Raw genomic sequence first — 25,078 nt, forward strand, 5'->3', positions numbered from 1 at the left:
GCGGCACTCTCCACCCTCCCCCCTCTCCTCTCCCTCTTGTTTTTTTTTTTGTTTTTTTGCCCCCCCCCCCCCCCCCCCAACTCTTCTAGATCCAGTACTGGTCAGCGGGGCGTGGCCGGGGTGCCGGAGGCGGCGCCGCAGATGGCGATCATCTGGTCGGAGAGGGCGTCGATGCGGGTGACGTCGAGCTTCTGCAGCGAGTTCAGGTCGGTGAGGCTCTTGCCCTGGGCTTCGAACTCGTCGGCGAGCTGGCCCAGCGTGGTCTTGACGTCGGCGGCGTCCGCCGTGGAAGCGTCGGTGCGCAGGTTGGCGGCGAGGTCGACCAGCTCACTGCCGGCAGCCTTGACGGACTGGTCGGCGGCGGCTGTGTTGCCGGAGTCGGCGGCCTGCGTGACCTTGGTCAGCTCCCGCGCGAACTGGCTGAGGCCGTCCTCGACGGTCTTGGCGGTCTTGGTGCAGACCTGCGGCGTGGGTTCCGCCGCGGCCGGCACGGCGCTGAATCCGAGCGCGGCGAGGATCGTGGTGGAGAGGATGCAGGCTGCACGTGAGAGGCGTCGCATGACGTCCTCCAATCGGGGCCGCGGGCCCGGCTGGGAGAGCCGACCCAAGATGACCATTGTCCGCCCGCGTTCCGCAGACCCGGGCGAACTCCGCGAACAAGACAACCGGAGGGGCGTTATTGCGTACGATATGAGATCTTTGCCCTTTACCGGGTTGCCGGAGGCCGGTCGGCACGGGGTGCCGGATGCGGGGTCAGGGCTTAGGCTCCTGCGGTGCGTTGGCGTTCCAGTGTTGCGGTTGTTGCCGGTGCGTTGATCGCGCTGCTGCCGGCGGGGTGCGGTTCGGAGGCTGCCCCGCAGCAGCCGCAGGGCGAGTGGGTGGCGGCCGGGGCCAGTGCCGCGCCGTCGTCGGCGGCTCCGAGCGCCGCGCCCTCGTCGCCCGCGCCTGCCACGGTGGTGGTGGGCAACCCCAAGGGCCGGGCTTCCGTCCCGGCCGAGGCGAAGGCCGTGGACACCTCGCGGCCGACCCGGGTGATCGGTGACGGCACCCCGGCGAGCTGCACCTCGAAGGCGGTCGTCGCGGCGGTCGCGGCGGGCGGCGTCATCACCTTCGACTGCGGGCCGGACCCGCTGACCATCACCATGGCCGCCACCGCCAAGGTCAGGAACGCGAACGGCCCGAAGATCGTGCTCGACGGCGGCGGGAAGATCACCCTCAGCGGCGGCGGCAAGCGGCGCATCCTCTACATGAACACCTGCGACAAGGCCCAGGGCTGGACCACCTCGCACTGCCAGGACCAGGACCACCCCCAGCTCACGGTGCAGAACCTGACCTTCGCCGACGGCAACTCGACCGGCGAGACGACGGAGGGCGGGGGCGGCGGCGCGATCTTCGTCCGCGGCGGACGGCTCAAGGTGGTCAACTCGCGTTTCATCCGCAACCGCTGCGACAGCACCGGGCCGGACCTCGGTGGGGCGGCGATCCGGGTGCTGAGCCAGTCCAAGGGACTGCCGGTGTACATCGTGAACAGCACCTTCGGCGGCGGCAAGGGCCTGGGCGGCCGCTGCTCCAACGGCGGCGCGCTGAGCAGCATCGGCGTCTCCTGGGTGGTGCTCAACAGCGTGCTCACCCACAACAGCGCGATCGGCAGCGGCGCGAACCCGGCCCGCGCGGGCAAACCCGGCGGCGGCAGCGGCGGGGCGATCTACACCGACGGCAACCTGTTCACGGTCCGCATCGCCGGTTCGATCGTCACCGACAACCACGCCGAGGAGGGCGGCGGCGCGGTCTTCTTCGTCAGCAACGACCGCACCGGCACCATGACCATCGAGTCGTCCACCCTCCAGCGCAACCCGAGCGACGGCTTCGAGACCCAGGGCTTGCCCGGCATCTTCTTCCTCGGCGCCCGCAACCCCACCGTCAAGTCCTCCACCCTCCGCCGATAAGGAAGGGCACCTTCCCATCGGTATGCGTAGTGGAAGGGCACCTTGTTAACGGTCCGGTGCCGCGAGCTGCGGGGGAGCGGCGCGGGGGAGTGAGCGGCGGGTGCGGGCGACTGGCGCGGGGCTTGCGGAAGCGGGTCAGGTGGTCGCGGACCGGGGTGCGATCGGGGCCGCCGCGCCGGGACGTAGCGCCGTGGCCGCCGCCGCGACGAACAGCGCCAGCACGGCCGGCACGGCCAGCGCCGCGGGCAGCCCCACCAGCTCCGCCAGCGCGCCGATCACCAGGGGGCCGACGACGAAGCCGAGGAAGCCGAGGCTCGCGACGCGGGCGATGGCCTGCCCGGCCCGCGCCGGGTCCTGACTGCCGGCCGCGGAGAAGACCTGCGGCGCGATGCAGGCCAGACCTGCGCCGAGCAGCCCGAAGCCCGCAACTCCGGCGACCGGGTGTCCGATCAGCAGGGCGATGCCGAGGCCTGCCGCGGCGAGCAGGCCGCTGAAACGGACCAGGCGTACCGCGCCGAGCCGGGCGGTGAGGCGGTCGCCGACGAGACGGCCGGCCATCATCATGATCGAGAATGCGGCGTACGCGGCCGCGGCGAAGCCCGCCGTGCTGCCGAGGCTGTCGCGCAGGTAGACGCTGCTCCAGTCGGCCGCCGCGCCCTCGCCGACCAGGCAGCAGAACACCAGCACCCCGAGGAACGTCACGCCCGGCAGCCCATCCGCTCCCGACCCGGTCTCCGCCGCCGGGACGGCCCGCGGAGCGAGCCGCCAGCGGGCGGCCACCAGGCCGGTGCCCGCGACCACGGCGGCGACCAGCAGGAACGTGGTCGTCGCGGCCAGCCCCGCGTACGCGCACAGCCCGCCCACCGCCGCTCCGAGGAAGCCGCCGACGCTGTACACGGCGTGGAACGAGGACATGATCGGGGCCTGCCAGGCCCGCTGCACCTCGACGGCGGCCGTGTTCATGGTGATGTTGAGCAGCCCGTGCGCGGTGCCGAAGGCCAGCAGGCAGCCGGCCAGGACCGCCAGGTTCGGCGCGAACGCGGGGGAGACCAGCAGCACCCCGTCGGCGAGCACGACGGGCAGCAGCAGCCGGGCGGTGCCGTGCCGGTCGACCAGCCGGCCCGCCGCCTGCATGCCGATGATCGCGCCCGCCGCGAAGGCCAGCAGGCCCAGACTGAGCGCGCCGTCGGTCAGCCGCAGGCCATGCTTGATCGCCGGGATGCGGGCGGTCCAGGTGCCGAGGATCACGCCGTAGAGCCCGAAGAGCAGGCAGACGGCGACCCGGGCCCGGTGCAGCGGGACACGGTCGAGCGGTGACGAGGTCATGGGGTCCGTCTCCGAAGGGGTGGTCACGAACATCATGAATGTATGCGCCCTCCGTGCCGCCCGCAGCCCGGCCGCCCGCGCGCGTGAGCCTGTATGCTGCGCAGTGCCCTGGCCAGGCCCTGGGTTCGAGCGGCGGTCCCGCTCGTGGCCGGCCGGGAGCTGACTAGTGCCGGTCGAGAACTGCGGGAGCCGAGAATCATGTCGAACGAGACGCTGCTGGTCACCGGTGGTGCCGGCTTCGTGGGGACACACCTCATCCGGGCGCTGCTGGACACCCGTCCGACCGCGCGGATCGTGTCCGTCGACAACTACTTCACCGGCCGCCACGACAACGAGATCGTCGACGAGCGGGTGACGTACCTCGACGGCTCGACGGTGGACATCTTCAAGATCTGGGCCGAGCACGGCTACGAGTCCCCGAAGATGGTGTTCCACCTGGGGGAGTACGCCCGGATCGTGCAGTCGTTCGACGAGTTCGACCGCACCTGGGAGTACAACACCCACGGCACCAAGGAGGTCATCCGCTTCGCCGCCCAGCACGGCGCGCGCCTGGTCTACTCGGCGTCCAGCTCGAAGTTCGGCAACGAGGGCAAGGACGAGCACCTCAACCCGTACGCCTGGACCAAGGCCAAGAACGTCGAGCTGATCAAGAACTACGGCGAGTGGTACGGCCTCGACTACGTGATCACGTACTTCTACAACGCCTACGGGCCGGGCCAGATCAGCGCGGGCACCTACGCGACCGTGATCGGCATCTTCGAGCGGCAGTACCTGGCGGGCGAGCCGCTGACCGTGGTGTCCCCGGGCACCCAGACCCGCGACTTCACCCACATCTCGGACATCATCTCCGGCATCCTGGTCTCCGCCGAGGGCGGCAAGGGCGACGGCTACCTGCTCGGCAACGGCCGGGAGTGGGAGCTGGTCGAGGTCGCGAAGATGTTCGGCACCGAGCACGTGATGATCCCGGCCAAGCGCGGCGAGCGCACCCACGGCCGCGCCGACAACACGAAGGTCCGCGATCTGGGCTGGGAGCCGAAGGTGGCGCTGGACGCGTACATCGCCGAGTTCGTGCGAAACAACCCGCGCCCGTGAACCGCGCGGCTGCGGGCCGCGTCCACGAGCTGGAGCGGCCCGCAGCCGCGTTCTGCCGGCGGAGCGTCAGATCCAACCGCGCCGGGCCGCGATCGCGCCGGCCTGGAAGCGGTTCGCCGCGCCGAGCAGCTCGTACAGGCGGCTCATGCGGCGGCGCATGGTGCGGACCGACCAGTCCAGCTGGCGGGCGACCGCCTCGTCCTTCAAACCGCTGACCAGCAGGTTCAGAAGTGCCCGGTCCTCCTCGGACACCGGGTCGTCGACCGGGGCGAGCAACGGCACGGCCGCGCGCCAGCACAGCTCCCAGTAGTCGATCAGACCGTCGAGCAGCGTCGACGGCCGGATCACGGCGGCCCGCACGTCGGACAGGTCCAGCGACAGCGGCATCAGCGCGATGCGCCGGTCCGCGATGGCCAGCTTGATACGCAGTCCGGGCAGCACCCGCGCCTGCTCGCCGTGGCTGATCAGCTCGCGGATGTCGTCGAAGACACCGGGCCACTCCAAGGCTTCGGGCGCGTAGACGGCCCGGTACGTCACGCCCCGTGCGATGCCGGTCTGCTCGATCGGGTTCGACGTGGTCAGCGCGTACGGCGGCCGGTCCAGGGTGATGACCTCCTCGCGGGCCTCCTGCTGGATCTGCACGAACCACCGGCCCAGCGCCTCGCTGCCGGTCACGATCTCGATCTCCTCGCCGGTGCCGGAGTGCGCCGCGGCGAACAGCATCGACAGCTGCGCGGCGGCGGCCTGCACCCGGTCCAGTTCGGCGGAGCGGGCCCGGACCAGCGCGGACACCCCGGCCTGCGGCTCGATCGCGGCATACCGGCGGCGGGCCCCGGCCAGCCGCCCGACGAGCCCGTGCTCGCGCAGCCGGTCCAGGGCGCGGGCCGCCCGGTCGACGGAGCAGCCGAGCTCCTCGGCGAGCTCGGCCGGGGCGGCGGTTCTGCGGACGAGGATGGCGCGGTAGACGGCCTCGTCGAAGGGGTCGACACCGGCGGGGGTGAGGTCGGAGGGCATGGCCCAGATCTTGGCCCAAGAGTGCCACCGGCAGCAACGGGCCAGCTGAGATCATTGCGCCGATCAGCCGAGGGCCAGTAGACCGCTTAGCTATGAAACTCCCCCCTCGTTTCTTAGCGGCCGGGCTCTCGGCCGTGGTCGTAGCCGGGACGCTCTCGGCCTGGTCCCCGGCCGACGCGGCCACCCCAGCGCAGCAGCGGCGCGTCATCGTGCTGCTGGCCGGGGACGCGGCGGTGGCATCCGCGCCGGCCGGCTCCCTGCGTGACGCCGCGGGCGCGGCACAGGTCACCGGCGCGCGCAAGGCGGTGCAGGACCGCCAGCGCGCCTTCCTCGACGGAGCACGCGGCAAGGGCCTGCGGCTGACCCGCGAGCGCCCGCTGGGCCTGCTGGTCAACGCGGTCGCCGCCACCGTCCCGGCGGACGAGGTGGCGCGGCTGTCCGCGCTGCCCGGCGTGCTCGCGGTCGTGCCGGACCAGCCGGTGCGCGCGTACACCGACGTGAGCGTGCCGCTGATCGGCGCGACCGAGGTCTGGCAGCGCCAGGACGCCACCGGCACGCAGGTCAAGGGCCGCGGGGTGACCGTCGCCGTCATCGACAGCGGCGTCGACTACAGCCACCCCGACCTCGGCGGCGGGCTCGGCGAGGGCTTCAAGGTCGTCGGCGGGTACGACTTCGTCAACGGCGACGCCGACCCGATGGACGACAACGGTCACGGCACCCACGTCGCGGGCATCATCGCGGGCAAGGCGGCCACGCCGGGCGGCATCACGGGCGTCGCGCCGGAGGCGAACCTGCTGGCGTACAAGGCGATGAACGAGTGGGGCGAGGGTTACACCTCCGACATCGTCGCGAGCATCGAGGCGGCCGCCGACCCGGCGAACCCGCACCGTGCCGACGTCATCAACATGAGCCTCGGCGGTTACGGCGACGGCCTCGACCCGCTCGGCCTGGCCGCGACCGCGGCCACCCGGGCCGGTGTCGTGGTGGTGGCCGCGGCGGGCAACAGCGGGCCGGGCCGGGACACGGTCGGCACCCCGGCCGTCGCCGACGGCGTCATCGCCGTCGGCGCGTCCACCAGCAACATGGTGCTGCCCACCGCGTACGTCGGCGGGGCGCGCCTGCAGACGTACCGCGGGGTCCTGTCGGCGAACCCGGCCGCCAAGCCGGTCACCGGCCGGCTGGTCGACGCGGGCTACGGCAGCCCGGAGGAGCTGGCCGCGGCCGGCGACCTGCACGGCAAGATCGTGCGGATCACCGGGTTCGCCGCGCCTGTGCTCGACTACCTGACCCAGTGGGAGCTGGACCTGGCCAAGGAGCTGGAGCGCCGCGGGGCGCTCGCGGTGATCTCGGGCCAGGACGACTCCGGCCCGGTGGTGGCCGCCGCCGACGGCTCCGTGCCGGTCGCGCCGTCCACCTCGGTCAAGGGCCTGCCCAAGAACCTGGGGAGTATCCAGGCCTCCGGCGACCTGTACCGGATGGACCGCCTGGTCGTGCTCGGCATGGACGGCACCCAGCACGCGGAGCTGACCGCGCGGCTCGCCGCCGGGCCGGTCTACGTGACACTGAAGGGCGAGGACGTCACCGACCGGATCGCCGCGTTCTCCTCGCGCGGCCCGTCGCTGCGCTTCGGCCTCAAGCCCGACCTGGTCGCGCCGGGTGTCGGCATCCGCTCGACGGTGCCGACCGGGCTGTTCGCGCCGGGGCAGTACCTGATGTCCGGCACCTCGATGGCGGCCCCGCACGTCGCGGGCGCGGCGGCGCTGCTGCGCCAGCTGCACCCGGGCCAGGAGCCCGCGCAGGTGCTGGCCGCGCTGACGGGCACGGCCAAGCCGGTGGGCGGCACGCCGACCGCCTACGGCGCGGGCCGGCTCGACGTGGCCGCGGCCGCGCGCGCCGTGCTCACCGCCGACCCGGCGTCCGTCTCGTTCGGACTCGCCGACCTGGGCGGCTCGACCGTGGGCGGCAGCAGGACCGTCACCCTGCGCAACTCCGGCAGCCGCGCGATGACCGTGCGCCTGCGCGCCGACAGCAAGGCGGTCACCGTCAAGCCGGACCGGGTGACCGTCCCGACCGGACGGACCGCGAAGGTCACCGTCACGCTGCGCGCCAAGCGGCCCACCGGGGACACCGAGCTGTCCGGCGTGATCACCGCCGACGGCGGTGCCGGCCGGGTCGCCCGGGTGCCGTACCTGCTGGTGGTGCGGCCGCTGATCGTGGCCGCGACGCCCGACCCCAGCGACGGCCACAGCACCGTGTGGATCGGCGCGCCGACCGGCCTGGCCGCCGCCCCCGTCGTCACCGTCGACCGGCCGCGCGGCGGGTCGTACACCGTGACGGCGACCCACCGGTACGACGACGTGTACACCGCTGACCTCACCGGTGAGCAGGCGGGTACGTACCGGGTGAGCGTGCGCGCCACCGCTGTATCCGGTCAGCGCCTGATCGGGTCGAGCGGCTTCGAGGTGCTGCCCGAGGACGTGCGGCGCAACAAGTGGCAGCCGGTCGGGCCGTACGGCACCGGCGGGCAGCTCGCCCTCACCCCGGCCGACGGCGCGGTCGGTGTCATGAGCACCGACTACAAGGCGGGCCCCTGGCTCACCACCGACCACGGCAAGAGCTGGAGCCAGCTCAACCGGCTCCCGGTCGCCGGGAACGCGGGCGTCGGCACGGCCGTGCTCGACGCGAAGAACGCCTCCCGCTGGTGGTACGCGGTCAACGACCCGCAGAGCGGCGGGAAGATCCTGCGCACCACCGACCAGGGCCGCACCTGGCAGACGCTGCCCACCCCGGCGGGCTGGGTCGACGAGCTGGTCGCCGACGCGCAGACCCGCGTGCTGGCGGCGGTCATCTCCGGCGCGCTGTGGACCAGCGTGGACGGCGGCGACACCTGGACGGCACAGCAGTCCGGGCTGCCCGGCGAGATCCAGCACGCGGCGATCGGCGGCGACGACCTCTACCTCGCCGACTTCGACGGCGTGTGGAAGCTGTCCGGCGTCGTCTCCGGCACGCCCGCCGCGGCCGTGCGGGTGTACGACAGCGCCTCGAAGTTCGTCGCCTCGCTGACCGCCGACGACGGCGTGGTCGCCGCGGTGGTGTGGAGCGAGGGCGTGGTCGGCTCGCACGACGGCGGCAAGAACTGGTCCACGCTGTTCAACCGCGAGTTCGGGCTGCACACGATGCGCGCCTCGGGCGGCGACCTGTACGTCGCCACCCTGTCCGGCGAGGGCCTGGTCGGCCGCGACCACGGCCGCACCTGGGACACGGTCGCGCTGCCGGCGCACGACGCGCTGGTCACCGACTACGACCGCTGGGCCGACGGCACGGCCACCACGGCCACCTCGGCGGGCCTCTACGCGACCGGGCAGGACGGCTACCGGCGGCTCGGCGTGCAGGGCACCACCGTGCACGACCTCGCGGTGGTCGGCGGCGACCTGCTCGCGGGCACCGAGAACGGCCTCTACCGCACGGCGTCGCCCGCGGCGGGCCCGGACTGGGGCGCGGCCGAGGGCGAGGGTTGGGTCGGCGCGGGCGCGGAGTTCGTCGCCGTGTCCCCGGCCGACGCGAACACGGTCTGGAAGATCCGCCGGGCAGCCTGGGGCGACCAGTTCATGTTCGGCCGCAGCGACGACGGCGGCCGCACCTGGTCCGAGGTTCACACCGGCACCGAGAAGCCGACCACGCTGCTGATCCACCCCGCCGACCCGAACCGGGTGTACGCCGGTTTCGAGCGGCTGTCCGGCCAGGGCCTCACCGTCACCCTCGACGGTGGCCGCACCTGGAAGAACCTTTACCTGGACGAGCGGGTCAACGCGCTGGCCGGTGACCCGGCGAACGCGAAGCGGCTGTGGCTGGGCATGAACAGCGGCCTCTACCGCTCCGACGACGGCGGCACCACCCTGACCAAGGTCGCCGACGGCCAGGTCACCGCGCTGCGCGTGGACGGCAAGCGGCTCGTCGTCGGCGGCCCGACCATCCGGACCAGCACCGACGGCGGCCGGACCTTCCGCACCGCCGACACCGGCTCCCTGGACCTGATGGTGTCCGACTTCGCCGCCAAGGGCGACATCCTCTACGCGGCCACCACCACGTGGTCCGCGTACGGCCTGGCCAAGGGCGGCCGGGGTGTGCTCCGCAGCGTCGACGGCGGCCGCACCTGGCACAACATCTCGTCCGGCCTGCAGAACCTGGATGTCACCACCCTCGCGGTGAGCCCCGACGGCGACTGGCTGTTCGCCGGCACCCTCCGCGGTGGCATCCACCGCCTCCCCCTTTAGGAGAAAGGAAGGGCACCTTCTCCATCGCTCCGCGATGGAGAAGGTGCCCTTCTTGACATCCACGTCGTGTCGGGCAGGTGGGAGCGTTGCTTCCGGGTCTCGGGCCGGGCTCAGCGGCTGTCGCGGCGCCGGGCGGCGTACCGGCTGAGCACGGCGGCCAGGGCCAGCGCTCCCGCGACGGCCGCCATCGGCAGCGGCCACAGCGTGCTCTCGTCGGTCGCGTAGCCCTCGGCCGTGGCCAGCCGGACCGGGTCGGCCGGATCGCGGAACACGGTGATCCGCGTGCCGGCCTCCAGCGTGCCGTGCCAGGTGCCGTACAGCCTGGCGCGGTGGGTCGCGCCGTCCAGGCGATAGGCGACGTCCGACGAGTCGGCCCAGCGGCTGTCGTGTGTGGCGACCACCGTCGCGGACACCGACTGCCCCTGCTCGACGATCCGCCCACGCTCCTGCGCGCCGAGCCAGTACACGGCGAACGCCGAGAGCCCCAGCAGCGCCGCCGCGCCGAGAACCTCCATCATGCGGCGGAAAGTCCAGGTCATGAGCGTCTCCAGGGGCGGGAAACGATCATTCTAAGCACCGGTCGTCAACTCTTGCCGACTCGCGGCCTCACGACAGTTCTGAGGCCGCGAGTCCGAAAGAGTTGCGCGTAGGGACCACGGTCGGACCCCGGCGGGCGTCGGACTGCGGGCTGTGCGTCAGTGGGAGTCGCGGGGGACCTCGGAGCCGCGGCAACCGGTGAGGAAGTCGAAGTCGGCGCCCAGGTCGGCCTGCTGCACGTGCGCGCGGTAGAGCCAGCGGTAACCCGAGCGGTCCGCGGCGGCGGTGTGCTCGGTCCAGTTCGCGGCCCGCTCCGCCAGTTCCTCGTCCGTGACCAGCAGGTCGAGGGTGCGCGCGGGCACGTCGAGGCGGATCCGGTCGCCGGTGCGGACCAGGGCGAGCGGGCCGCCGACGGCCGCCTCCGGGGACACGTGCAGGACCACGGTGCCGAAGCCAGTGCCGCTCATCCGGCCGTCGCTGATCCGTACCATGTCGGTCACGCCTTGGCGCAGCAGCCGGGTCGGGATCGGCACGTTGGCCACCTCGGGCATGCCCGGGTATCCCTTCGGCCCCGCGCCCCGGACCACGATCACGTCGTCGGCCGCCACGTCGAAGTCCTCGTCGTCGCAGACGGCGTGGTAGTCCTCGGGGGAGTCGAAGACCACGGCCCGGCCCTCGTGCGCCAGCAGGTGCGGCGAGGCCGCCGACTGCTTCAGCACCGCGCCGCGCGGGCACAGGTTGCCGGTCAGCACAGCGGTGCCGCTGCCCGCGGCCTGCAACGGCTTGTCCCAGGGACGGATCACCTCGTCGTTCCAGCAGCTCGCGTCGGCTACCTCCGCGCCGATCCCGCGGCCGGTGACGGTGACCGCGTCGCCGTGCAGCAGCCCGGCCTCGGCCAACCGCCGCAGCACCACCGGCAGCCCGCCCGCGTAGCAGAAGTCCTCCATCAGGAAGCGCCCCGACGGCATCAGGTCGACCAGGGTCGGCACCTGCCGGATCAGCCGGTCGAAGTCGTCGAGGCCCAGCCCGACCCCGACCCGCCCGGCGAGCGCGAGCAGGTGCAGCACCGCGTTGGTGGAGCCGCCGATCGCCGCGTTGGCCCGGATCGCGTTCTCGAAGGCGGCCCGGGTCAGCACGGCGCTGGGCCGCAGGTCCTCCTCCACCATCGCGACGATGCGCCGCCCGGCGGCCTGGGCCGTCTCGTACCGGCGGGAGTCGACCGCGGGCCAGCTCGCCGAGCCGGGCAGCTGCATGCCTAGGGCCTCGGCCAGGCAGGCCATGGTCGAGGCGGTGCCCATCGTCATGCAGTGGCCGTTGGAGCGGGCCATGCAGCCCTCGGCGACGTGGCACTCGTCGACCGTCATCCGGCCCGCCTTGACCTCGGCCTCGAACTTCCAGACATGCGTGCCCGACCCGACGTCGCCGCCCTGGTACTTGCCGTTCAGCATCGGGCCGCCGGTGACCATGACGGCCGGCAGGTCCACGCTGGCCGCGGCCATCAGCAGGCCCGGGGTGGTCTTGTCGCAGCCGGACAGCAGCACCACCCCGTCGAGCGGGTTGGCCCGGATCAGCTCCTCGCCGACCATCGCGACCAGGTTGCGGTACAGCATCGCGGTGGGGCGCATCAGCGTCTCGCCGGTCGCCATCACCGGGAAGACCAGCGGGAAGCCACCGGCCTGCCAGACGCCGCGCTTGACCGACTCCGCCACCCGGTCCAGATGAGCGTTGCACGGGGCCAACTCGGACCAGGTGGAGGCGATCCCGATCACGGGTCGGCCGTCGAAGACCTCGGGTCCGTGGCCCTGGTTGCGCATCCACGACCGGTAGACCATGCCGGACCGCCCCTCGGCCCCGAACCAGTGCCGGCTGCGCCGTGTCGGCCGCGCGTCCATGTCCACCTCCGGTCGTGCGCCGGTCAGCGGTGGCCGCTCCGGTTCCGCGCTGGGATTACGTGTACCAGCACACTAGGGTCTGCTGACATGTCGGCACCACACTTCGCGGCGCACATCGTCAGGTACCGGGCGGCCGGTGCGCCGGAGGTCCGCATCGGCCTGCACACCGACGGCGAGGTCAGGCAGCTGCCCGGCGTCGCGTCGCTCGCGCAGTTGTGGCGGCTCCCGCTGGCCGAACTGCGCGACCTGCTGACCCGGCCCGCGCCGGGTCCGGCGCTCCCGCTGGCTGACGTACGCCTGCTCGCGCCCGTCGACGGCACCACTGAGGTATGGGCCAGCGGCGTCACCTACCGCGTGTCCCGCGAGGCCCGGATCGAGGAGAGCGAGCGGGCTGCCGACGTGTACCAGCTCGTCTACGACGCGGCCCGCCCCGAGCTGTTCTTCAAGTCGGCGGCGTGGCGGGTGCGCGGCCCGGGTGAAACCATCGGGGTGCGCGCCGACTCCGAAGTGGACGTGCCCGAGCCCGAGCTGGCTCTGGTGGTCAACCGGTTCGGCGAGATCGTCGGGTACACGGTCTGCGACGACGTGTCCTCGCGCACCATCGAGGGTGAGAACCCGCTCTACCTGCCCCAGGCGAAGATCTACTTCGGAGCGTGCGCGCTCGGGCCGTGGATCACGCCGGTCTGGGCGGTGGCCGACCCGTACGACCTGGACATCGCGCTGGAGATCACGCGTGACGGCGGCACCGCCTGGCGGGGCACGGCCGGCACCTCGCAGCTGCACCGGCGGCTCGACGACCTGGTCGGCTACCTGATGCGCGGCGACGTGCACCCGGACGGCGTGGTCCTGTCCACCGGCACCTGCCTGGTGCCGCCCGCGCCGTTCAGCCTGCGCGACGGCGACACCGTGCACATCACCGTCGGCGCGATCGGCACGCTGGCCAACCCGGTCCGGCGCGGACTGCCCGCGACGGACGAGACGGTACAGGCCTGACGTGACCGAGCCGAGCCCGCAGGCCGATCAGGACACGCTGCACGACGGGATCCGCCGTCTGATGGCCGCCGCGCCGATGCCCGCGGTGGCGGTCAGCGTCTTCGACCGCGCCGAGACCCGCTTCAGCGCGGTGACGGGCACGGCCGACCTCACCACGGGCAGGCCGGTCGGCCCGCACGACTGGTGGGACCTCGCCAGCGTGACCAAGACGCTGGTGACGCTGCCCGAAGTGCTGGCGCACCTGGACCTCGACAGCCCGCTCGCCGACGCGTGGCCGCCCGCGCGCCCGTTTCCGGTCGGCCGGGCGACAGTCGGCCAACTGCTCTCGCACCAGGCGGGCCTGCCCGCAGTCCGGCAGTTCTTCCGTACGGCGGCCACCCGGGACGAGATCGTCGCGCAGGCCGTGGCGACCCCGCTCGTGCGGGAACCCGGCAGCGGGGCGGAGTACAGCGATCTCGGGTTCCTCCTGCTCGGCGAGGCGGTCCAGGACCACACCGGGCTGAGCCTGGCCGAACTCGCGCAGCAGCGCAGCGGCCTGCGGTTCGGGCCGGCGCCCGGTCCGGCGGTCGCCACCGAACGGTGCGGCTGGCGCGCCAGGGTCGTCGTCGGCGAGGTGCACGACGAGAACGCGCACGCCATGGGCGGGATCGCCGGCCAGGCCGGTGCTTTCGGCACCCTCGCCCTGGTCACCGCCGCGGCGCAGGCCTGGCTGGCCGGGACGGTGCTGCCCGCGCACCTGCACCGCGCCGCGACCCGCTGCTGGGCGCGCAACGCCGCGGACGAGCGGTTCGGCCTCGGCTGGTGGCTGCCACCGACCCGGGGGATCGGCGGACCCGCCACGGGCGAGGGCTCCTTCGGCTGCTCAGGCTTCGTCGGCAACCGGATCTGGCTGGAGCCCGCGCGCGGCTACGGAGTCGTGGTCCTCAGCAACCGAGTCCATCCCTCACGCGACAATCCGGAGCCGTTCCGGCAATGGTGCGCCGACCTGCTCGAAAGCGTCGCCACCGAAAGGAAGGGCACCTTCACAACGCATAGCGATGTGAAGGTGCCCTTCCTTCGAGCCGGGCTCAGAACGAGCAGTTGACCAGGTGGCATTCGGGGGTCAGGGCGACGTCGAACATCGCCTCCACCCCGTCGCGGATGTGCGCGGCGAACTTCAGCACGTCGGCCGTGGTCGCGCCGCCCCGGTTGGTCAGCGCGAGAGTGTGCCGGGTCGACAGCGAGACGGTGCCGTTGCCCCACTCGGTCCCGTAACCCTGGCCGAATCCGGCGTGCTGGATGAGCCACGCGGCGTGCAGCTTGGTGCCCTTGGCGTCCGGCTGGCTGGGGCATTCGCGAGCCCGGTCGGGCACCTCGGCGAGCACCGGGTTGAGGAAGAAGGAGCCGACACTCCAGGTGTCGTGGTCGGCGGCGTCCAGGACCATCTTGCGCTGGCGGCGCTGGGCCAGGACGGCTTCGCGTACGTCGGCCGGGTCGGCGGTGCCGCCGACCGGCACCCCCAGCCGCTCGGCCACCGCGGGGAACGTGATCGGGGCGGACTTCCCGCGGCGCAGCCGGAACGTCACGTCCAGCACGATCCAGCGGTCGCTGTGCTTGAACACCGACTGGCGGTGGCTGCCGAACCCGCACCGTTCCGGCGTCCAGACCTCGACGTCGCCCGTCGTACGGTCGTACACGGTGACCGACTCCAGCACGTCCGAGGTCAGCGTGCCGTACGCGCCGACGTTCTGCACAGGCGTGCCGCCGACCGAACCGGGGATGCCGGACAGCGCCTCGACCCCGGCCAGCCCCTCGGCCAGCACGGTGCGGACGAGGTGGTCCCACTCGACCCCGGCGGCGGCCGTGACCAGCTCACCGTCGATGTCGAACTCGGCCGACTCCATCTTGAGGACCATGCCGTCCCAGCCGACGTCGCCGACGACCAGGTTCGAGCCGCCGCCCATCACGAGCAGCGGCTCGTCGGTCCCGTCCGCGTCGCGGAGCAGTTCGATCGCATGCGGCGTGCTGCGGGCGACTTCCAGCCGCGCTACCGGGCCACCGACCCGCATCGTGGTCAGGTCAGCAAACGTGATGGTCACGGGCAGGAGCCTACCGAGCGAGCGGCGTACGCCGACCAGCGGTCACCGGACGGGCCCTCGCGACCTCGGCATGCGTGACATCATCTGGAGTCCATGACCCCACTTCACCCGACGCAGACCGGACGGCTCACCGTCCTCGCGCTGATCGCGCTGCTCACGGGCATTCTCGGCCTCGTCATCCTGGGCAACCTCGACCGTGACGGCGAGCACCTGGCACCCGCGCTGAACTGGCTGGTCGTCATCTCGTTCGCGCTGTTCGTGGTGATGTGCGCGGCCGGGGCCTTCGGGTGGATCCTCCGGGAGCACGAGGTGTGGCGGCACGCGGGCGGCCCGGCCGAGGGCGCGGCGCGGGCACGCAAGCGGGCGGAGGCCGACGCGGGCAACGCGTCCCAGATCAGGCCGCAGTACCGGGACGACGTGGTCGGGAACGCCGCCGCGGACGACCAGCGCCAGGACTGACGCCGGGCCTTCAGGCCCGGGGCGTTCTGGGCTGGTTCAGCCGGATCATGTTGCCGGCCGGGTCGCGGAACGCGCAGTCGCGTACGCCGTACGCCTGGTCGGCCGGCTCCTGGAGCACCTCGGCACCGGACGCGCGGATGTGCTCGAAGGCGGCGTCGACGTCGTCGGTGGTCAGGATGAGCCCGCGCAGCAGGCCCTTGGCGAGCAGGTCGTACTGCTTCTGCTTGTCCTCGGCGGACGCGCCCGGATGGGACTCGGGGGTCTCGATGGTGATCTCAAGATCGGGCTGGCTCGGCGGCACCACGGTCACCCAGCGCATGCCCTCGTAGCTGACATCGGTGCGCACCTCGAATCCGAGCACGTCACGGTAGAAGCCGAGGGCCTTGTCGTGATCGTCGACGATGAGGAAGCAGTGTGAGACCTTGATGTCCATGCAGCTCACGTTACCGACGACGGTCGGGTCCGGGATGTGCCGTTCTGAGTAGCCGCACAGACGGCTGAAGCCGCCGATCTGCTTTCGCAGGTCTGCGGCTTCTTTGTGCTGCTGCCCCCGGCCGGATACATCCCAAAACTTCTCCCCATTGGGTCGGCTGGTTACAGCGGCTGACCTGTCGATTGGATAACAAAAGAGTCATCGGGCGCTACGCAGGGTCTTGACTCTGATCTGGTCCGGCGCCAGGCGCACTATCGCGGAGGCTCAGGGGCGACCCTGGAACGTTGTGTCATCGACCGCCGTCTCCATCGCCGGCCCAGCTTCACAACGAGCGCCGCGCCGGTCAGTACGATGAGCCCCAGCACGACGTAGGCCCAGTTCTGCGCTTGCCATGGCGACGGCGTCAGCTGTGGGCCATCGAGTGTCCACTGCTCCAGTGCATTGCGGGGATAGCTCGGGCACCCGTACCCAGCCGCCCGCAGTGGCAGGGTCTCGGGGCTCTGGCCGGCCGGGAGACGCACGATGGCGCATGAGTTGTCCGCGTCGTTGGTAACCGACAGGACCGGAGCGCCTTGCCGCCACGCGATGAGGTTCGGTCGATCTTGCCGGCCACGGACCGCCTCGTCCGTGACCGTTCCGGTGTCGACATCGAGATGTTGTAGGTGGAACCGCTGCCGGGCCGGCCGGTCAGGGGTGGGCCCGTCGCAGGACGGCGACGTAATGCATTCCTCGATGAATGTGAGGATCAGTTGGTTGCCATCCGGCGACCAGGCGGCGCTGCCCGCGATCTGCTGCCGCTCGCCGAGCGGCACCGCACGTTGCACGGCGCCAGTCGCAACGTCCAGGATGAGCAACTCCTTATTTTGCGCGTCGCGGCCGACGGTGATGGCCACCCGGGTGCCGTCAGGCGAGAACGCCGCCCGGAAGACGTCTGCCTCAGCCACGTGGACGACCCGTAGACTGCCGTCCGGCACGCTAACGATGACGATGTTGTCCAAGCGCGTCGAATCGTTGATCCGCTCACCGTTCGGGCCGGTGGTTGGCACTACGTCGTCCTGCCCGATAACGGCGACGGCGCTTTGGCTGTCGGGCGACCACACGGCTGGCCAATGTGACGAGACGGCAGGACTGAGCTTGCGGGACTGCCCGGTGACCAGGTCGACAAGGTTGTCGCCCAGGAGGTAGCGGCCGTCTGGCGACAAACTGCCCATCAACTCGCCGGGGTCGAGGTAGACCAGCCGGAAGGAGTCGTCCCGGCCCACGACCACCAGCGACGTATCCAGATCGAGACTGTGCCCTGTCTCGAACACAAGCTTCGCCGGCCCGTTCGGATCCTCGCTGAACGTCTGCTGCCACAGGTAGGGCTGGGCGGCCCAGGCCGGCAGCGTACGGTCGTCAGTACCTGCGAACTGCGACCCGGTCGCATTCGGCGACGGCAGCCACATCGCGGTCATACTCACCAGCAGGCAGGCAAGAATCCCTGCGGCCCGGCGCCGCCAGCGGAGGCGACGTCCGCGCCGCCACAGGTCCTCCGGCATGCGCACGCTGGGCGCCTCGCCGGCGAGATCAACCAGAACTCGATGCAGCGTTGTAGTCATTTCGACACCTCCTGCAGGTCAGCCAGTTCGGGGGCGACGGCACGTAGACGGGCCAGCGCATCACGAGCCTGGCTCTTCACGGTGCCCGTCGACACACCCAGGACCTGTGCCGTCTGCGCTTCGGTCAAGTCCTCGAAGTAGCGCAGCACCAGCACGGCCCGCTGTTTGGGGGCCAGCTTGGCCAGCGCCTGGCGAACGGCGATCGCCGTCGTCGTCGGCCCGTGGGGGTCCGCCCCGGCGACCTCCGGCACGGCGGCGACCGGCAGCGGCTCCCGTCGCCACCTTCTCCACCAGGAGACATGCTGGTGGTACAGGACGCGCCGCACGTAGGCGTCCGGGTTCCCGTCCGCGACGATATGTTCCCAGCGGGAGGCAACCTTGGCCAGCGTCTGCTGAACCAGGTCCTCCGCCAGATACGAGTCGCCGGTCAGCAGGAACGCCGCACGCACAAGCGTCCCCAGGCGCGCGTGCACGTATTCCCGGAACGAATCCGCAGGACCGGCTGTCATCACTGGCACATCAACATCACTGGCACATCTCATACACGCGCAGAAGGCGACCGTTGGAGGGGCGGCTTGGATGCTTGTTGAAACGCCGGTCAGCCAAGGCCGCCGGCAGGTACGCGGCGATCACTGCCCGTTCAGCGCCGGGGCTCGTCCTCGCCGCAGACGGGGCATCGCATCGGCCCGCGGACCGACCAAAGCCCAGTTGACTGTCGCAACCAGCTAGCCGAAGTACCTAGGTTTCTGGCGTGGCCGTGGATGTGGTCGAAGGATTCGGCGTGCGCCTGAACCACTCCAGAATCTCCAGAATGGATTCTGCTTGCGCTGTCGCCAGACGCCGTGCCCGCTCGCCGTCAACGACGGTGATGTCGTAGTCACACTCCAGCTCAGCTGGCTTGCTCACATCTCAGTTCATCACGAATCGGGATATCGGCGACGTGACACGCGCATCGGCGAACTGGGCACAGTCGCGGCCTGCTCCCTGATCAACTTGCCAAGCGATGATGTTTCCGCAGCTCAGCTGCGCAGTAAGCGCGATCCAGAAATTGGATATTAGCTACTTACTAGTACAAAAGAGTGCCCCCGGCAGGATTCGAACCTGCGCCCCCGCCTCCGGAGGGCGTGCCGAGTGAACTGATCAGAGTGCCAACTAGCTGGACAAACGCGGCGCTCATCCCTCATGGATACCTAACTTCGGAACGTCCTCGGAAATCCGGACTCCGAGCAGCCTTCCTGTGGACCGTGCCCTTCGCCTGCGTGTCGGTGCCGTGTGTGATGCTGCGCCGATGACACCGCTGGACCTGATCGAGACCGAGCCGGGCCAGTACTCGCTGCTGCTGGACGCCGGCACCACCAGCGTCGATGGGCTTGTCGAGGAGCTGGGGCACGAGCCGAACGGGTACTTCTGGGAGGGAGTAGCCCAACTGCTCGTTCGGCACGAGGCGGCGGCGCTGGACGGCCGGTTCAGCTCCGACCCGGAGGGCGGCATGTTCTGCGCGTACGGCACGGACCGCGCCGCGCTGGAGGAATTGGGCGCACGGATGGCGGCCGTCGCGAACGACCCGGACCGCATGCGTGAGCTGATGACGCTGGCGGCGGCGACCGGGTTCGAATTCGACGACTGAACCTTGGCTGATCAGCACGCTTTCCAAGTCTGCTGACGTCTGTTCGGCACGGTGCCCGGCAGGACTTGCGGCATGTCACGGTGCCAGTGCGGGCCGTGGCGAACGACCCCAGACGGCGCCGAATGAGACCAAGACTGAGACCGGCCCACCGCCGAGCGCGTCCTTGGCTGATCCGGATCAAGGCTCCGTGGCCACTCCGGTGGTCACGTCTTGGGAATGGGTTGTTCGGGTGGTGTTGCGGCGTTGATGGCCGTATATAAGTTGCGTGGGTGGCCGGTCGTCAGTGGTTCAAGTACGGGTTGATCGTTACGGCGTGCTGCGTGGGTGCCGCGGCGGTGGTGTGGTCTCTGGTCGCTGATGACAAGCCGCCGTTGGTGGTGGTATCTACGGCAATCGCAGCTCTGATCATGGCGTTTCTGCCGGATCTGATCAGTGCGCTGCGGTCTGGCCATAACCCGGTCGATCCGGCAGTGGCGAGGGAGTTGTCGCGAGTGGTGGGGCAGGTGCCGTTGGCGGCGGCGCATTTCCAGGACCGGTCGTGGGAGATGAAGGCGTTGCGGGCGGCGGTAGGTGGCCGCGGTCGGGTGGCGTTGGTGGCGCTGCCGGGTGAGCGGGGTGCGGGTAAGACGCAACTGGCGGCGGCGTTCGCGCGTGAGTGCGATACGGCGGGGTTCGATCTGGTGGCGTGGTTGAACGCGGAGTCGGGCGCGGTGGCCGGGTTGGCGCAGTTGGCGCGGGCGCGTGGGTTGGGGGGTGCCGATGACGCTCCGGAGGTGCTGGCCGAGCTTGTGGTGCGGTGGCTGGGTGAGGGTGGTCGGGCGCGACGGTTGGTGGTATTCGACAACGTCGACGATCCGGCGGCGCTGCGAGGGTGGCTGCCAACGCGGGGCGGTGTGAAGGTGCTGATTACGTCGAACCGGCAGGAGTTTCTTCGGATGGACGGGGTGGCCACGGTCAAGGTGGGGATGTTCACCGAGGCTGAGGGGCGGCGCTTCCTGCGGGAGGTTACCGGGCTGCCCGACGGCCCGGACGCGGTTGCGCTGGGGGAGGAGCTGGGGTGGTTGCCGCTGGGATTGGCGCAGGCCGGGGCGTACGTGGCCCGTAACAGCCAGACCTACGGGGAGTATCTGCGGTTGCTGGGGTCGCAGCGTTTGGACGAGACATTGCGGCAGGAGGCGGGGGCGTCTCATCCGGGGGTGGTAAAGGCGACGGCGCTGAGCATGGCCGGTGTCGGCGAGGCTGACGGGTCGGGGGACGCGCTGCGGGTGCTGGGGGTCCTGTCGGTGCTGTCGGCTGATGGTGTAAGCCGGCGGTTGTTGGTGAGCGGCGAGTCAGGGCTGGGGTTGTCTGGTGGGGTGCTGGCGGCGTTGGACGTGCTGGCGGCCTGGTCGCTGGTCACTCTCAGTGGGCGGTCGTACGATGCCGGGGATGGGGTGCTGGTGATAGTGCACCGGCTGACGGCCCGGATGGTGCGGTTCCATGCCTCGATCGACGGTGCGAGTCCCAGGTTGACCGATGCGGTTGACGCGGCGTCACGGCTGCTCGACGTCCTGACCGATCATCTGCCGCTTGCCGAGGTGGCCCAGCGGCGGGCCGAGGTCGACGAGCTCGCCCGACACGTGATGGCGGTGCGTGAGAACGCTGGCGGCAATCCTCCGGCGTTGTTGCTGGTCCAGGCTGACTGGATGGGCCGAGCGTTACGTGAGGCGGGTGACCTGACACGGGCCATCGTGCTCCTGCAAAACAACGTCGCCGACCGTAGGCGTCTGCTGGGTGAGGACAATCCGGGCACGCTGACCTCCCGTAACAATCTCGCGGGTGCTTACCGGGCGGCGGGGCGGGTTGGCGAGGCGATCACCATGTATGAGCAGGTCCTCACCGACCGTAGGCGTGTGCTGGGTGAGGACGATCCCGGCACGCTGGCCTACCGCAACAATCTCGCGGCCGCCTACGAAGCCTCAGGGCGGGTTGGCGAGGCGGTCACCATGTATGAGCAGGTCCTCGCTGAGACCAGGCGAGTGCTGGGTGAGGACCACCCAGGCACGCTGATCTGCCGCAACAATCTCGCGGGTGCCTACGAGACGGCGGGGCGGGTTGGCGAGGCGATCACCATGTATGAGCAGGTCCTCACTGATACCCGGCGAGTGCGGGGTGAGGACCACCCCGACACGCTGACCTCCGGCAACAACCTCGCCTACACCTACGAGACGGCGGGGCGGGTTGGCGAGGCGATCACCATGTATGAGCAGGTCCTCACCGACCGTAGGCGTGTGCTGGGTGAGGACCACCCCGACACGCTGACCTCCGGCAACAATCTCGCGGGTGCCTACGAGACGGCGGGGCGGGTTGACGAGGCGATCACCATGTATGACCAGGTCCTCACCGACCGTATGCGTGTGCTGGGTGAGGACCACCCCGACACGCTGGCCTGCCGCAACAATCTCGCGGGTGCCTACGAGACGGCGGGGCGGGTTGACGAGGCGATCACCATGTATGAGCAAGTCTTCACTGAAACCCGGCGAGTGCTGGGTGAGGACCATCCCGACACGCTGGGCTGCCGCAACAATCTCGCGGGTGCCTACGAGACGGCGGGGCGGGTTGACGAGGCGATCACCATGTATGAGCAGGTCCTCACCGACCGTATGCGTGTGCTGGGTGAGGACCACCCCGATACGCTGGCCTCCGGCAACAACCTCGCCTACACCTACCGGGCCGCGGGGCGGGTTGGCGAGGCGGTCACCATGTATGAGCAGGTCCTCGCTGAGACCAGGCGAGTGCTGGGTGAGGACCACCCGGGCACGCTGACCTGCCGCAACAATCTCGCGGGTGCCTACGAGACGGCGGGGCGGGTTGACGAGGCGATCACCATGTATGACCAGGTCCTTACCGCGGCAAGCCGGCTTCTATCCCCGGACCACCCATTGGTGGAAGCGGCGGCGGCCAACCTGGAAATGGCGAGGAGGCAGGGCTAGACCCGGCTGATTTTGAACGGACACAAGCCGCTGCCATTGTGATTTTCAAGACCAGATAGCGAGCCCGTGTTGAGCTGCGATAACGCTGCAGCGCGGGAGATTCTGTCCGTGCATTGTCCAGCGCGCCGCGCGAAGAGCCACACCCCACCGCATTTATAACCAAGTTGATTAAGTATCCTCCTGTGCTCTGCTCTCGCGGTAACGAGCGCCCGAACCCCTTTGCTGAAACACAGAGCCGTCGCACCAGCTGGGTGCGACGGCTCTGTGTTTCAGCGACACGTCCCGCGGTTCAGCACCCCGTGTCGTGCTGGGCTGCTAGTCGGATGTGCCAAAGCTAATCATGTACTGCTTATGGAAGTCGCCCTTTAGCGCATCAGAAATTCTGGCCATCGCAGCACTACGCCGGCTCTCGTCCATCTCGTCTGCGTCTTTCACGTCCTGCATGATTTTATGGAACGCATCCTCATCCATGCGTTTTGATAGCCGTATACCCAGTGGTGTCGGGAAGACATTAGAAAATGCCCTCCGGGCGTCGGCGGCAGCAGGAGCGAACGTCATGAAGTTGAGCAAGAAGTCTGGTCGCATCATGTACTTTTCATTCTGGTTGGCCCGCCGCAATTCGTAGGTATGGCGAAGAATCATGGTTTCGTTCGTGAGCCACCACGTCTGGTAGCCGAATTCCGTGATAGCCGATTCCTCGCGCTTTACCCTACGACGGCCAAACACCGCGCAGGCCAATAGCGCATCGTTCTCCGCGAGCCTGCGGTCTTTCCTGGGCTCAAGATCGTCAGCGATCTTCGCAACCGTATCTTGATCCACTAGGTTTTGAAGGTCCGCGGTTGTCCGATACTCCATGCCGAAGGCGCTTTGTAGATACCTACGCAGGTCTGCCCTTGCCTCGTTCTTGTGAAGCGTGGAGTAGGTGCAGAACTGGTTCAGGAAGTTTTCCCAGCTTCTGGGACCGCGTTTATTTTCCTTGAAAGCACGGTGGGCATACATGTACGTGCGCACGAGAATCTTAGGCGCATTCATCGCCAGTTCCTCGGAGGCCTCGTCCGCAACGTGTCGGAAGTAGCTGCGGTATTCGTTATCTGTGGCCCGGATGTGGCTTAGGACTTCTCCCAATACGGGCTCGGTCAGAATTAGTTTTGCGCCTGCCCGAGCAGCTAGGAGCAGAGTGTTTTTGGTGAGCTGATCTGGCACGTCGAGATAGTGCTCACTCAATGCGCGCACAAGCATGTCCGTGCCCACGTACAGATAAAAGTCGGCCGTCATGTCTTGGAAATATTGAACCAGGCGCGGTTCATTATTCAGCGTAAAAAGCAATGCGTACGTTCGAGCCAGCTTGCCAAGGTAAAGGCGTTCCTGAGGGGAGGACTGATAGAAGCAAGCGCGGGCAGCCGAGAGACAGATTCGTGCCATAGTGACTGAATCGGCACCGTAGATCTTGTACTCTGTTATGGCATCTCGTACGGCGTCACTGACTGCCGGAGGCTCCTGGCTGGAGCCGCCATCGATGAAGTGGGCAAACTCTAGACCCTCCCTCTCAAATACTAGCTGGAGAGCGCGCAGGGAAACCTCCGCAGACAGCCGAAGCCTCTCCTCGTCCTGGTCGGTGTTCTCGCGCGCAGCGCGGGCATACAGAGAATTCAGCACGTGCAGCCGAAGTGCTTCGTCTTCTAGATTCTCTGACTCAATACGCTCACGGGTTTCGAGCGGAAGGCAAAACTTATCCTCTTTCTTGTGCCAATGTGCTTGCCGGCCTCCCGGATAGCTCTTGGCTGACAGGACTTGCAGGCGTCGACCTACGCGGTCCTTAATAATCGCTTTTGCTGACGGCACGGTATCGAGAATCTTCGACTCGACCTCGCCTGCTTTCATGAAGATGCCGGCGTCAGGGTCGGTCCCTTCGAGCGCCCAGAGGGCCAAACTGTCAATCACCGAGTTAACCAGCGAATCATTGCCCGAACGCCGGTCAAGTTCCTGCCGAAGAAACACGAATACGGCAGGAGACTTGACATGTTTTGAGCTTGGCACGATCGACGAAGATCCGACATGCTTGAGGTAGTCGGTGTAGTGCCTAAGGTGGTGATCAAAAGCGGCTTTCGTAGCTGCGTCGTTATTGACATGGCTGCCGATGTACTTGCCATCGAAGATGCGCAGCGAAACGCCAAGCTCAATGCTCAGTGTCTCTTCTTCATTGTCGATGTACTGAATAGTCCGAGAGGTGACGTAATTCAGCTTGCGGGGTTCGCGTCCGAACTTGCGAAGGGTACGCACTGTATCGCGAATCTTTGCGCGGAAGTCCTGTTGGATGCTCGCCTGGTAGAAGATCTCCGCATTTCCGGCGCGCTCGTGCACAGGATCACCGCCGAAGGCATCCGCCCCTCCGTCGTGGTTGCCACCGAGAGGTACGTACGTGTGCCCGGTGATTGCGGGCAAGAAGCTGTTAACGAAGCGTTCGAATGCAAAGCCCTCGACTTTGTCAAGTGCTACCGCCACCACGTCAGGGTGGATCATCACCCGGTCGACCACCTTACGTATCACGATTGTGTAAACGAGGCGTCCGAGCTGGACGCTCACTTGATCTTCAAAAAGTTGCAACCCTGGAAATCCGGTACGCGACTGAGTCTCTGGTTTAGCTGGTAGAGCGGCCTCAGCGCAATATCAGAACGGTTCGTTGTAGAAGTTCCGACGTTTTAGGCCGCCGGGGTGGCCGTCATGGTGGTCGATGTTTCGGTGGGCAGCCGTGCCACGGGTTGCCGTGCACCGGCAGTACCTCTGGGTTGTGCTTCTGGAGAGCGGCGCTTCTGCGGGAGCAGAGCGCGGCTCTAGCA

At 69.2% G+C, this 25,078-nt stretch carries 18 protein-coding genes and 1 tRNA gene; 8 read left to right on the top strand and 11 right to left on the bottom strand.

Annotation, left to right across the window (positions count from 1 at the left end; all coding sequences use genetic code 11):
- Positions 1-101 precede the first annotated feature (101 nt).
- The gene (locus AB0B35_RS04995) at positions 102-560 is read right to left on the bottom strand and encodes a hypothetical protein (protein WP_360521039.1); all 459 of its coding nucleotides are present in this window, start codon (positions 558-560) and stop codon (positions 102-104) included.
- 255 nt (positions 561-815) lie between these two features.
- Here AB0B35_RS04995 and AB0B35_RS05000 point away from each other — a divergent pair, with 255 nt between their 5' ends.
- Positions 816-1,946, top strand: a complete 1,131-nt coding sequence (locus AB0B35_RS05000) for a hypothetical protein (protein WP_361040876.1) — start codon at positions 816-818, stop codon at positions 1,944-1,946.
- Positions 1,947-2,081: 135 nt separating this feature from the next.
- On the opposite strand, the gene AB0B35_RS05005 is transcribed toward AB0B35_RS05000, so the two are convergent.
- Positions 2,082-3,299, bottom strand: a complete 1,218-nt coding sequence (locus AB0B35_RS05005; protein WP_361040742.1) for an MFS transporter — start codon at positions 3,297-3,299, stop codon at positions 2,082-2,084.
- A 171-nt stretch (positions 3,300-3,470) separates the two neighbouring features.
- On the opposite strand from AB0B35_RS05005, the gene AB0B35_RS05010 reads away from it, so the two are divergent.
- Complete coding sequence (locus tag AB0B35_RS05010; RefSeq protein WP_361040744.1) at positions 3,471-4,364, top strand: NAD-dependent epimerase/dehydratase family protein; 894 nt, start codon at positions 3,471-3,473, stop codon at positions 4,362-4,364.
- 66 nt (positions 4,365-4,430) lie between these two features.
- Here the strand turns inward: AB0B35_RS05010 and AB0B35_RS05015 are convergent, their stop codons facing one another.
- On the bottom strand, positions 4,431-5,378 hold the full coding sequence (locus tag AB0B35_RS05015) for a helix-turn-helix domain-containing protein (RefSeq protein ID WP_361040746.1): 948 nt from the start codon (positions 5,376-5,378) through the stop codon (positions 4,431-4,433).
- A gap of 92 nt (positions 5,379-5,470) precedes the next feature.
- Here AB0B35_RS05015 and AB0B35_RS05020 point away from each other — a divergent pair, with 92 nt between their 5' ends.
- Complete coding sequence (locus AB0B35_RS05020; RefSeq protein ID WP_361040749.1) at positions 5,471-9,652, top strand: S8 family serine peptidase; 4,182 nt, start codon at positions 5,471-5,473, stop codon at positions 9,650-9,652.
- Between the two features lie 110 nt (positions 9,653-9,762).
- Here the strand turns inward: AB0B35_RS05020 and AB0B35_RS05025 are convergent, their stop codons facing one another.
- The gene (locus AB0B35_RS05025; protein ID WP_361040752.1) at positions 9,763-10,191 is read right to left on the bottom strand and encodes a DUF3592 domain-containing protein; all 429 of its coding nucleotides are present in this window, start codon (positions 10,189-10,191) and stop codon (positions 9,763-9,765) included.
- A gap of 156 nt (positions 10,192-10,347) precedes the next feature.
- Positions 10,348-12,081 (bottom strand): IlvD/Edd family dehydratase, encoded by a 1,734-nt coding sequence (locus AB0B35_RS05030; RefSeq protein ID WP_361040755.1) that lies wholly within the window; start codon positions 12,079-12,081, stop codon positions 10,348-10,350.
- 87 nt (positions 12,082-12,168) lie between these two features.
- Here AB0B35_RS05030 and AB0B35_RS05035 point away from each other — a divergent pair, with 87 nt between their 5' ends.
- Positions 12,169-13,074, top strand: a complete 906-nt coding sequence (locus AB0B35_RS05035) for a fumarylacetoacetate hydrolase family protein (RefSeq protein WP_361040758.1) — start codon at positions 12,169-12,171, stop codon at positions 13,072-13,074.
- A 1-nt stretch (position 13,075) separates the two neighbouring features.
- On the top strand, positions 13,076-14,158 hold the full coding sequence (locus AB0B35_RS05040; RefSeq protein ID WP_361040761.1) for a serine hydrolase domain-containing protein: 1,083 nt from the start codon (positions 13,076-13,078) through the stop codon (positions 14,156-14,158).
- Here the strand turns inward: AB0B35_RS05040 and AB0B35_RS05045 are convergent.
- Positions 14,142-15,152, bottom strand: a complete 1,011-nt coding sequence (locus tag AB0B35_RS05045; protein WP_361040764.1) for a UDP-N-acetylmuramate dehydrogenase — start codon at positions 15,150-15,152, stop codon at positions 14,142-14,144. The genes AB0B35_RS05040 and AB0B35_RS05045 overlap by 17 nt on opposite strands.
- 93 nt (positions 15,153-15,245) lie before the next feature.
- On the opposite strand from AB0B35_RS05045, the gene AB0B35_RS05050 reads away from it, so the two are divergent.
- The gene (locus tag AB0B35_RS05050; RefSeq protein ID WP_361040767.1) at positions 15,246-15,611 is read left to right on the top strand and encodes a hypothetical protein; all 366 of its coding nucleotides are present in this window, start codon (positions 15,246-15,248) and stop codon (positions 15,609-15,611) included.
- A 10-nt stretch (positions 15,612-15,621) separates the two neighbouring features.
- On the opposite strand, the gene AB0B35_RS05055 is transcribed toward AB0B35_RS05050, so the two are convergent.
- From AB0B35_RS05055 to AB0B35_RS05070, 4 genes are all read right to left on the bottom strand, one after another.
- Complete coding sequence (locus tag AB0B35_RS05055) at positions 15,622-16,044, bottom strand: VOC family protein (RefSeq protein ID WP_361040768.1); 423 nt, start codon at positions 16,042-16,044, stop codon at positions 15,622-15,624.
- Between the two features lie 251 nt (positions 16,045-16,295).
- Positions 16,296-17,642, bottom strand: a complete 1,347-nt coding sequence (locus AB0B35_RS05060) for a hypothetical protein (protein WP_361040770.1) — start codon at positions 17,640-17,642, stop codon at positions 16,296-16,298.
- Positions 17,639-18,151, bottom strand: a complete 513-nt coding sequence (locus AB0B35_RS05065) for a SigE family RNA polymerase sigma factor (protein ID WP_361040772.1) — start codon at positions 18,149-18,151, stop codon at positions 17,639-17,641. Before AB0B35_RS05065 ends, AB0B35_RS05060 begins: the two co-directional genes overlap by 4 nt.
- 574 nt (positions 18,152-18,725) lie before the next feature.
- Positions 18,726-18,800, bottom strand: a tRNA-Arg gene (locus AB0B35_RS05070).
- Positions 18,801-18,930: 130 nt separating this feature from the next.
- On the opposite strand from AB0B35_RS05070, the gene AB0B35_RS05075 reads away from it, so the two are divergent.
- Together AB0B35_RS05075 and AB0B35_RS05080 are read left to right on the top strand one after the other, a co-directional pair.
- Entirely contained in the window at positions 18,931-19,269 is a 339-nt protein-coding gene (locus AB0B35_RS05075; protein WP_361040774.1) for an Imm51 family immunity protein, read from the top strand.
- Between the two features lie 269 nt (positions 19,270-19,538).
- A complete protein-coding gene (locus AB0B35_RS05080; RefSeq protein ID WP_361040777.1) occupies positions 19,539-22,241 on the top strand; it encodes a tetratricopeptide repeat protein in 2,703 nt (900 codons plus the stop codon).
- Between the two features lie 315 nt (positions 22,242-22,556).
- Here the strand turns inward: AB0B35_RS05080 and AB0B35_RS05085 are convergent, their stop codons facing one another.
- The gene (locus AB0B35_RS05085; RefSeq protein ID WP_361040779.1) at positions 22,557-24,824 is read right to left on the bottom strand and encodes a hypothetical protein; all 2,268 of its coding nucleotides are present in this window, start codon (positions 24,822-24,824) and stop codon (positions 22,557-22,559) included.
- Positions 24,825-25,078 lie beyond the last annotated feature (254 nt).

Origin of the sequence: Catellatospora sp. NPDC049133 (assembly GCF_040648455.1) — a bacterium.
GTDB classification, from domain to species: Bacteria; Actinomycetota; Actinomycetes; order Mycobacteriales; family Micromonosporaceae; genus Catellatospora; species Catellatospora aurea.

What these genes read in the sequence shown, in the direction of transcription:
- AB0B35_RS05020 (WP_361040749.1), top strand. Translation starts at nt 5,471, where the DNA reads ATGAAACTCCCCCCTCGTTTCTTAGCGGCCGGGCTCTCGGCCGTGGTC.
- AB0B35_RS05050 (WP_361040767.1), top strand. Translation starts at nt 15,246, where the DNA reads ATGACCCCACTTCACCCGACGCAGACCGGACGGCTCACCGTCCTCGCG.
- AB0B35_RS05030 (WP_361040755.1), bottom strand. Translation starts at nt 12,081, where the DNA reads ATGGACGCGCGGCCGACACGGCGCAGCCGGCACTGGTTCGGGGCCGAG.
- AB0B35_RS05055 (WP_361040768.1), bottom strand. Translation starts at nt 16,044, where the DNA reads ATGGACATCAAGGTCTCACACTGCTTCCTCATCGTCGACGATCACGAC.
- AB0B35_RS05060 (WP_361040770.1), bottom strand. Translation starts at nt 17,642, where the DNA reads ATGACTACAACGCTGCATCGAGTTCTGGTTGATCTCGCCGGCGAGGCG.
- AB0B35_RS05010 (WP_361040744.1), top strand. Translation starts at nt 3,471, where the DNA reads ATGTCGAACGAGACGCTGCTGGTCACCGGTGGTGCCGGCTTCGTGGGG.
- AB0B35_RS05065 (WP_361040772.1), bottom strand. Translation starts at nt 18,151, where the DNA reads ATGACAGCCGGTCCTGCGGATTCGTTCCGGGAATACGTGCACGCGCGC.
- AB0B35_RS04995 (WP_360521039.1), bottom strand. Translation starts at nt 560, where the DNA reads ATGCGACGCCTCTCACGTGCAGCCTGCATCCTCTCCACCACGATCCTC.
- AB0B35_RS05035 (WP_361040758.1), top strand. Translation starts at nt 12,169, where the DNA reads ATGTCGGCACCACACTTCGCGGCGCACATCGTCAGGTACCGGGCGGCC.
- AB0B35_RS05025 (WP_361040752.1), bottom strand. Translation starts at nt 10,191, where the DNA reads ATGACCTGGACTTTCCGCCGCATGATGGAGGTTCTCGGCGCGGCGGCG.
- AB0B35_RS05075 (WP_361040774.1), top strand. Translation starts at nt 18,931, where the DNA reads ATGACACCGCTGGACCTGATCGAGACCGAGCCGGGCCAGTACTCGCTG.
- AB0B35_RS05015 (WP_361040746.1), bottom strand. Translation starts at nt 5,378, where the DNA reads ATGCCCTCCGACCTCACCCCCGCCGGTGTCGACCCCTTCGACGAGGCC.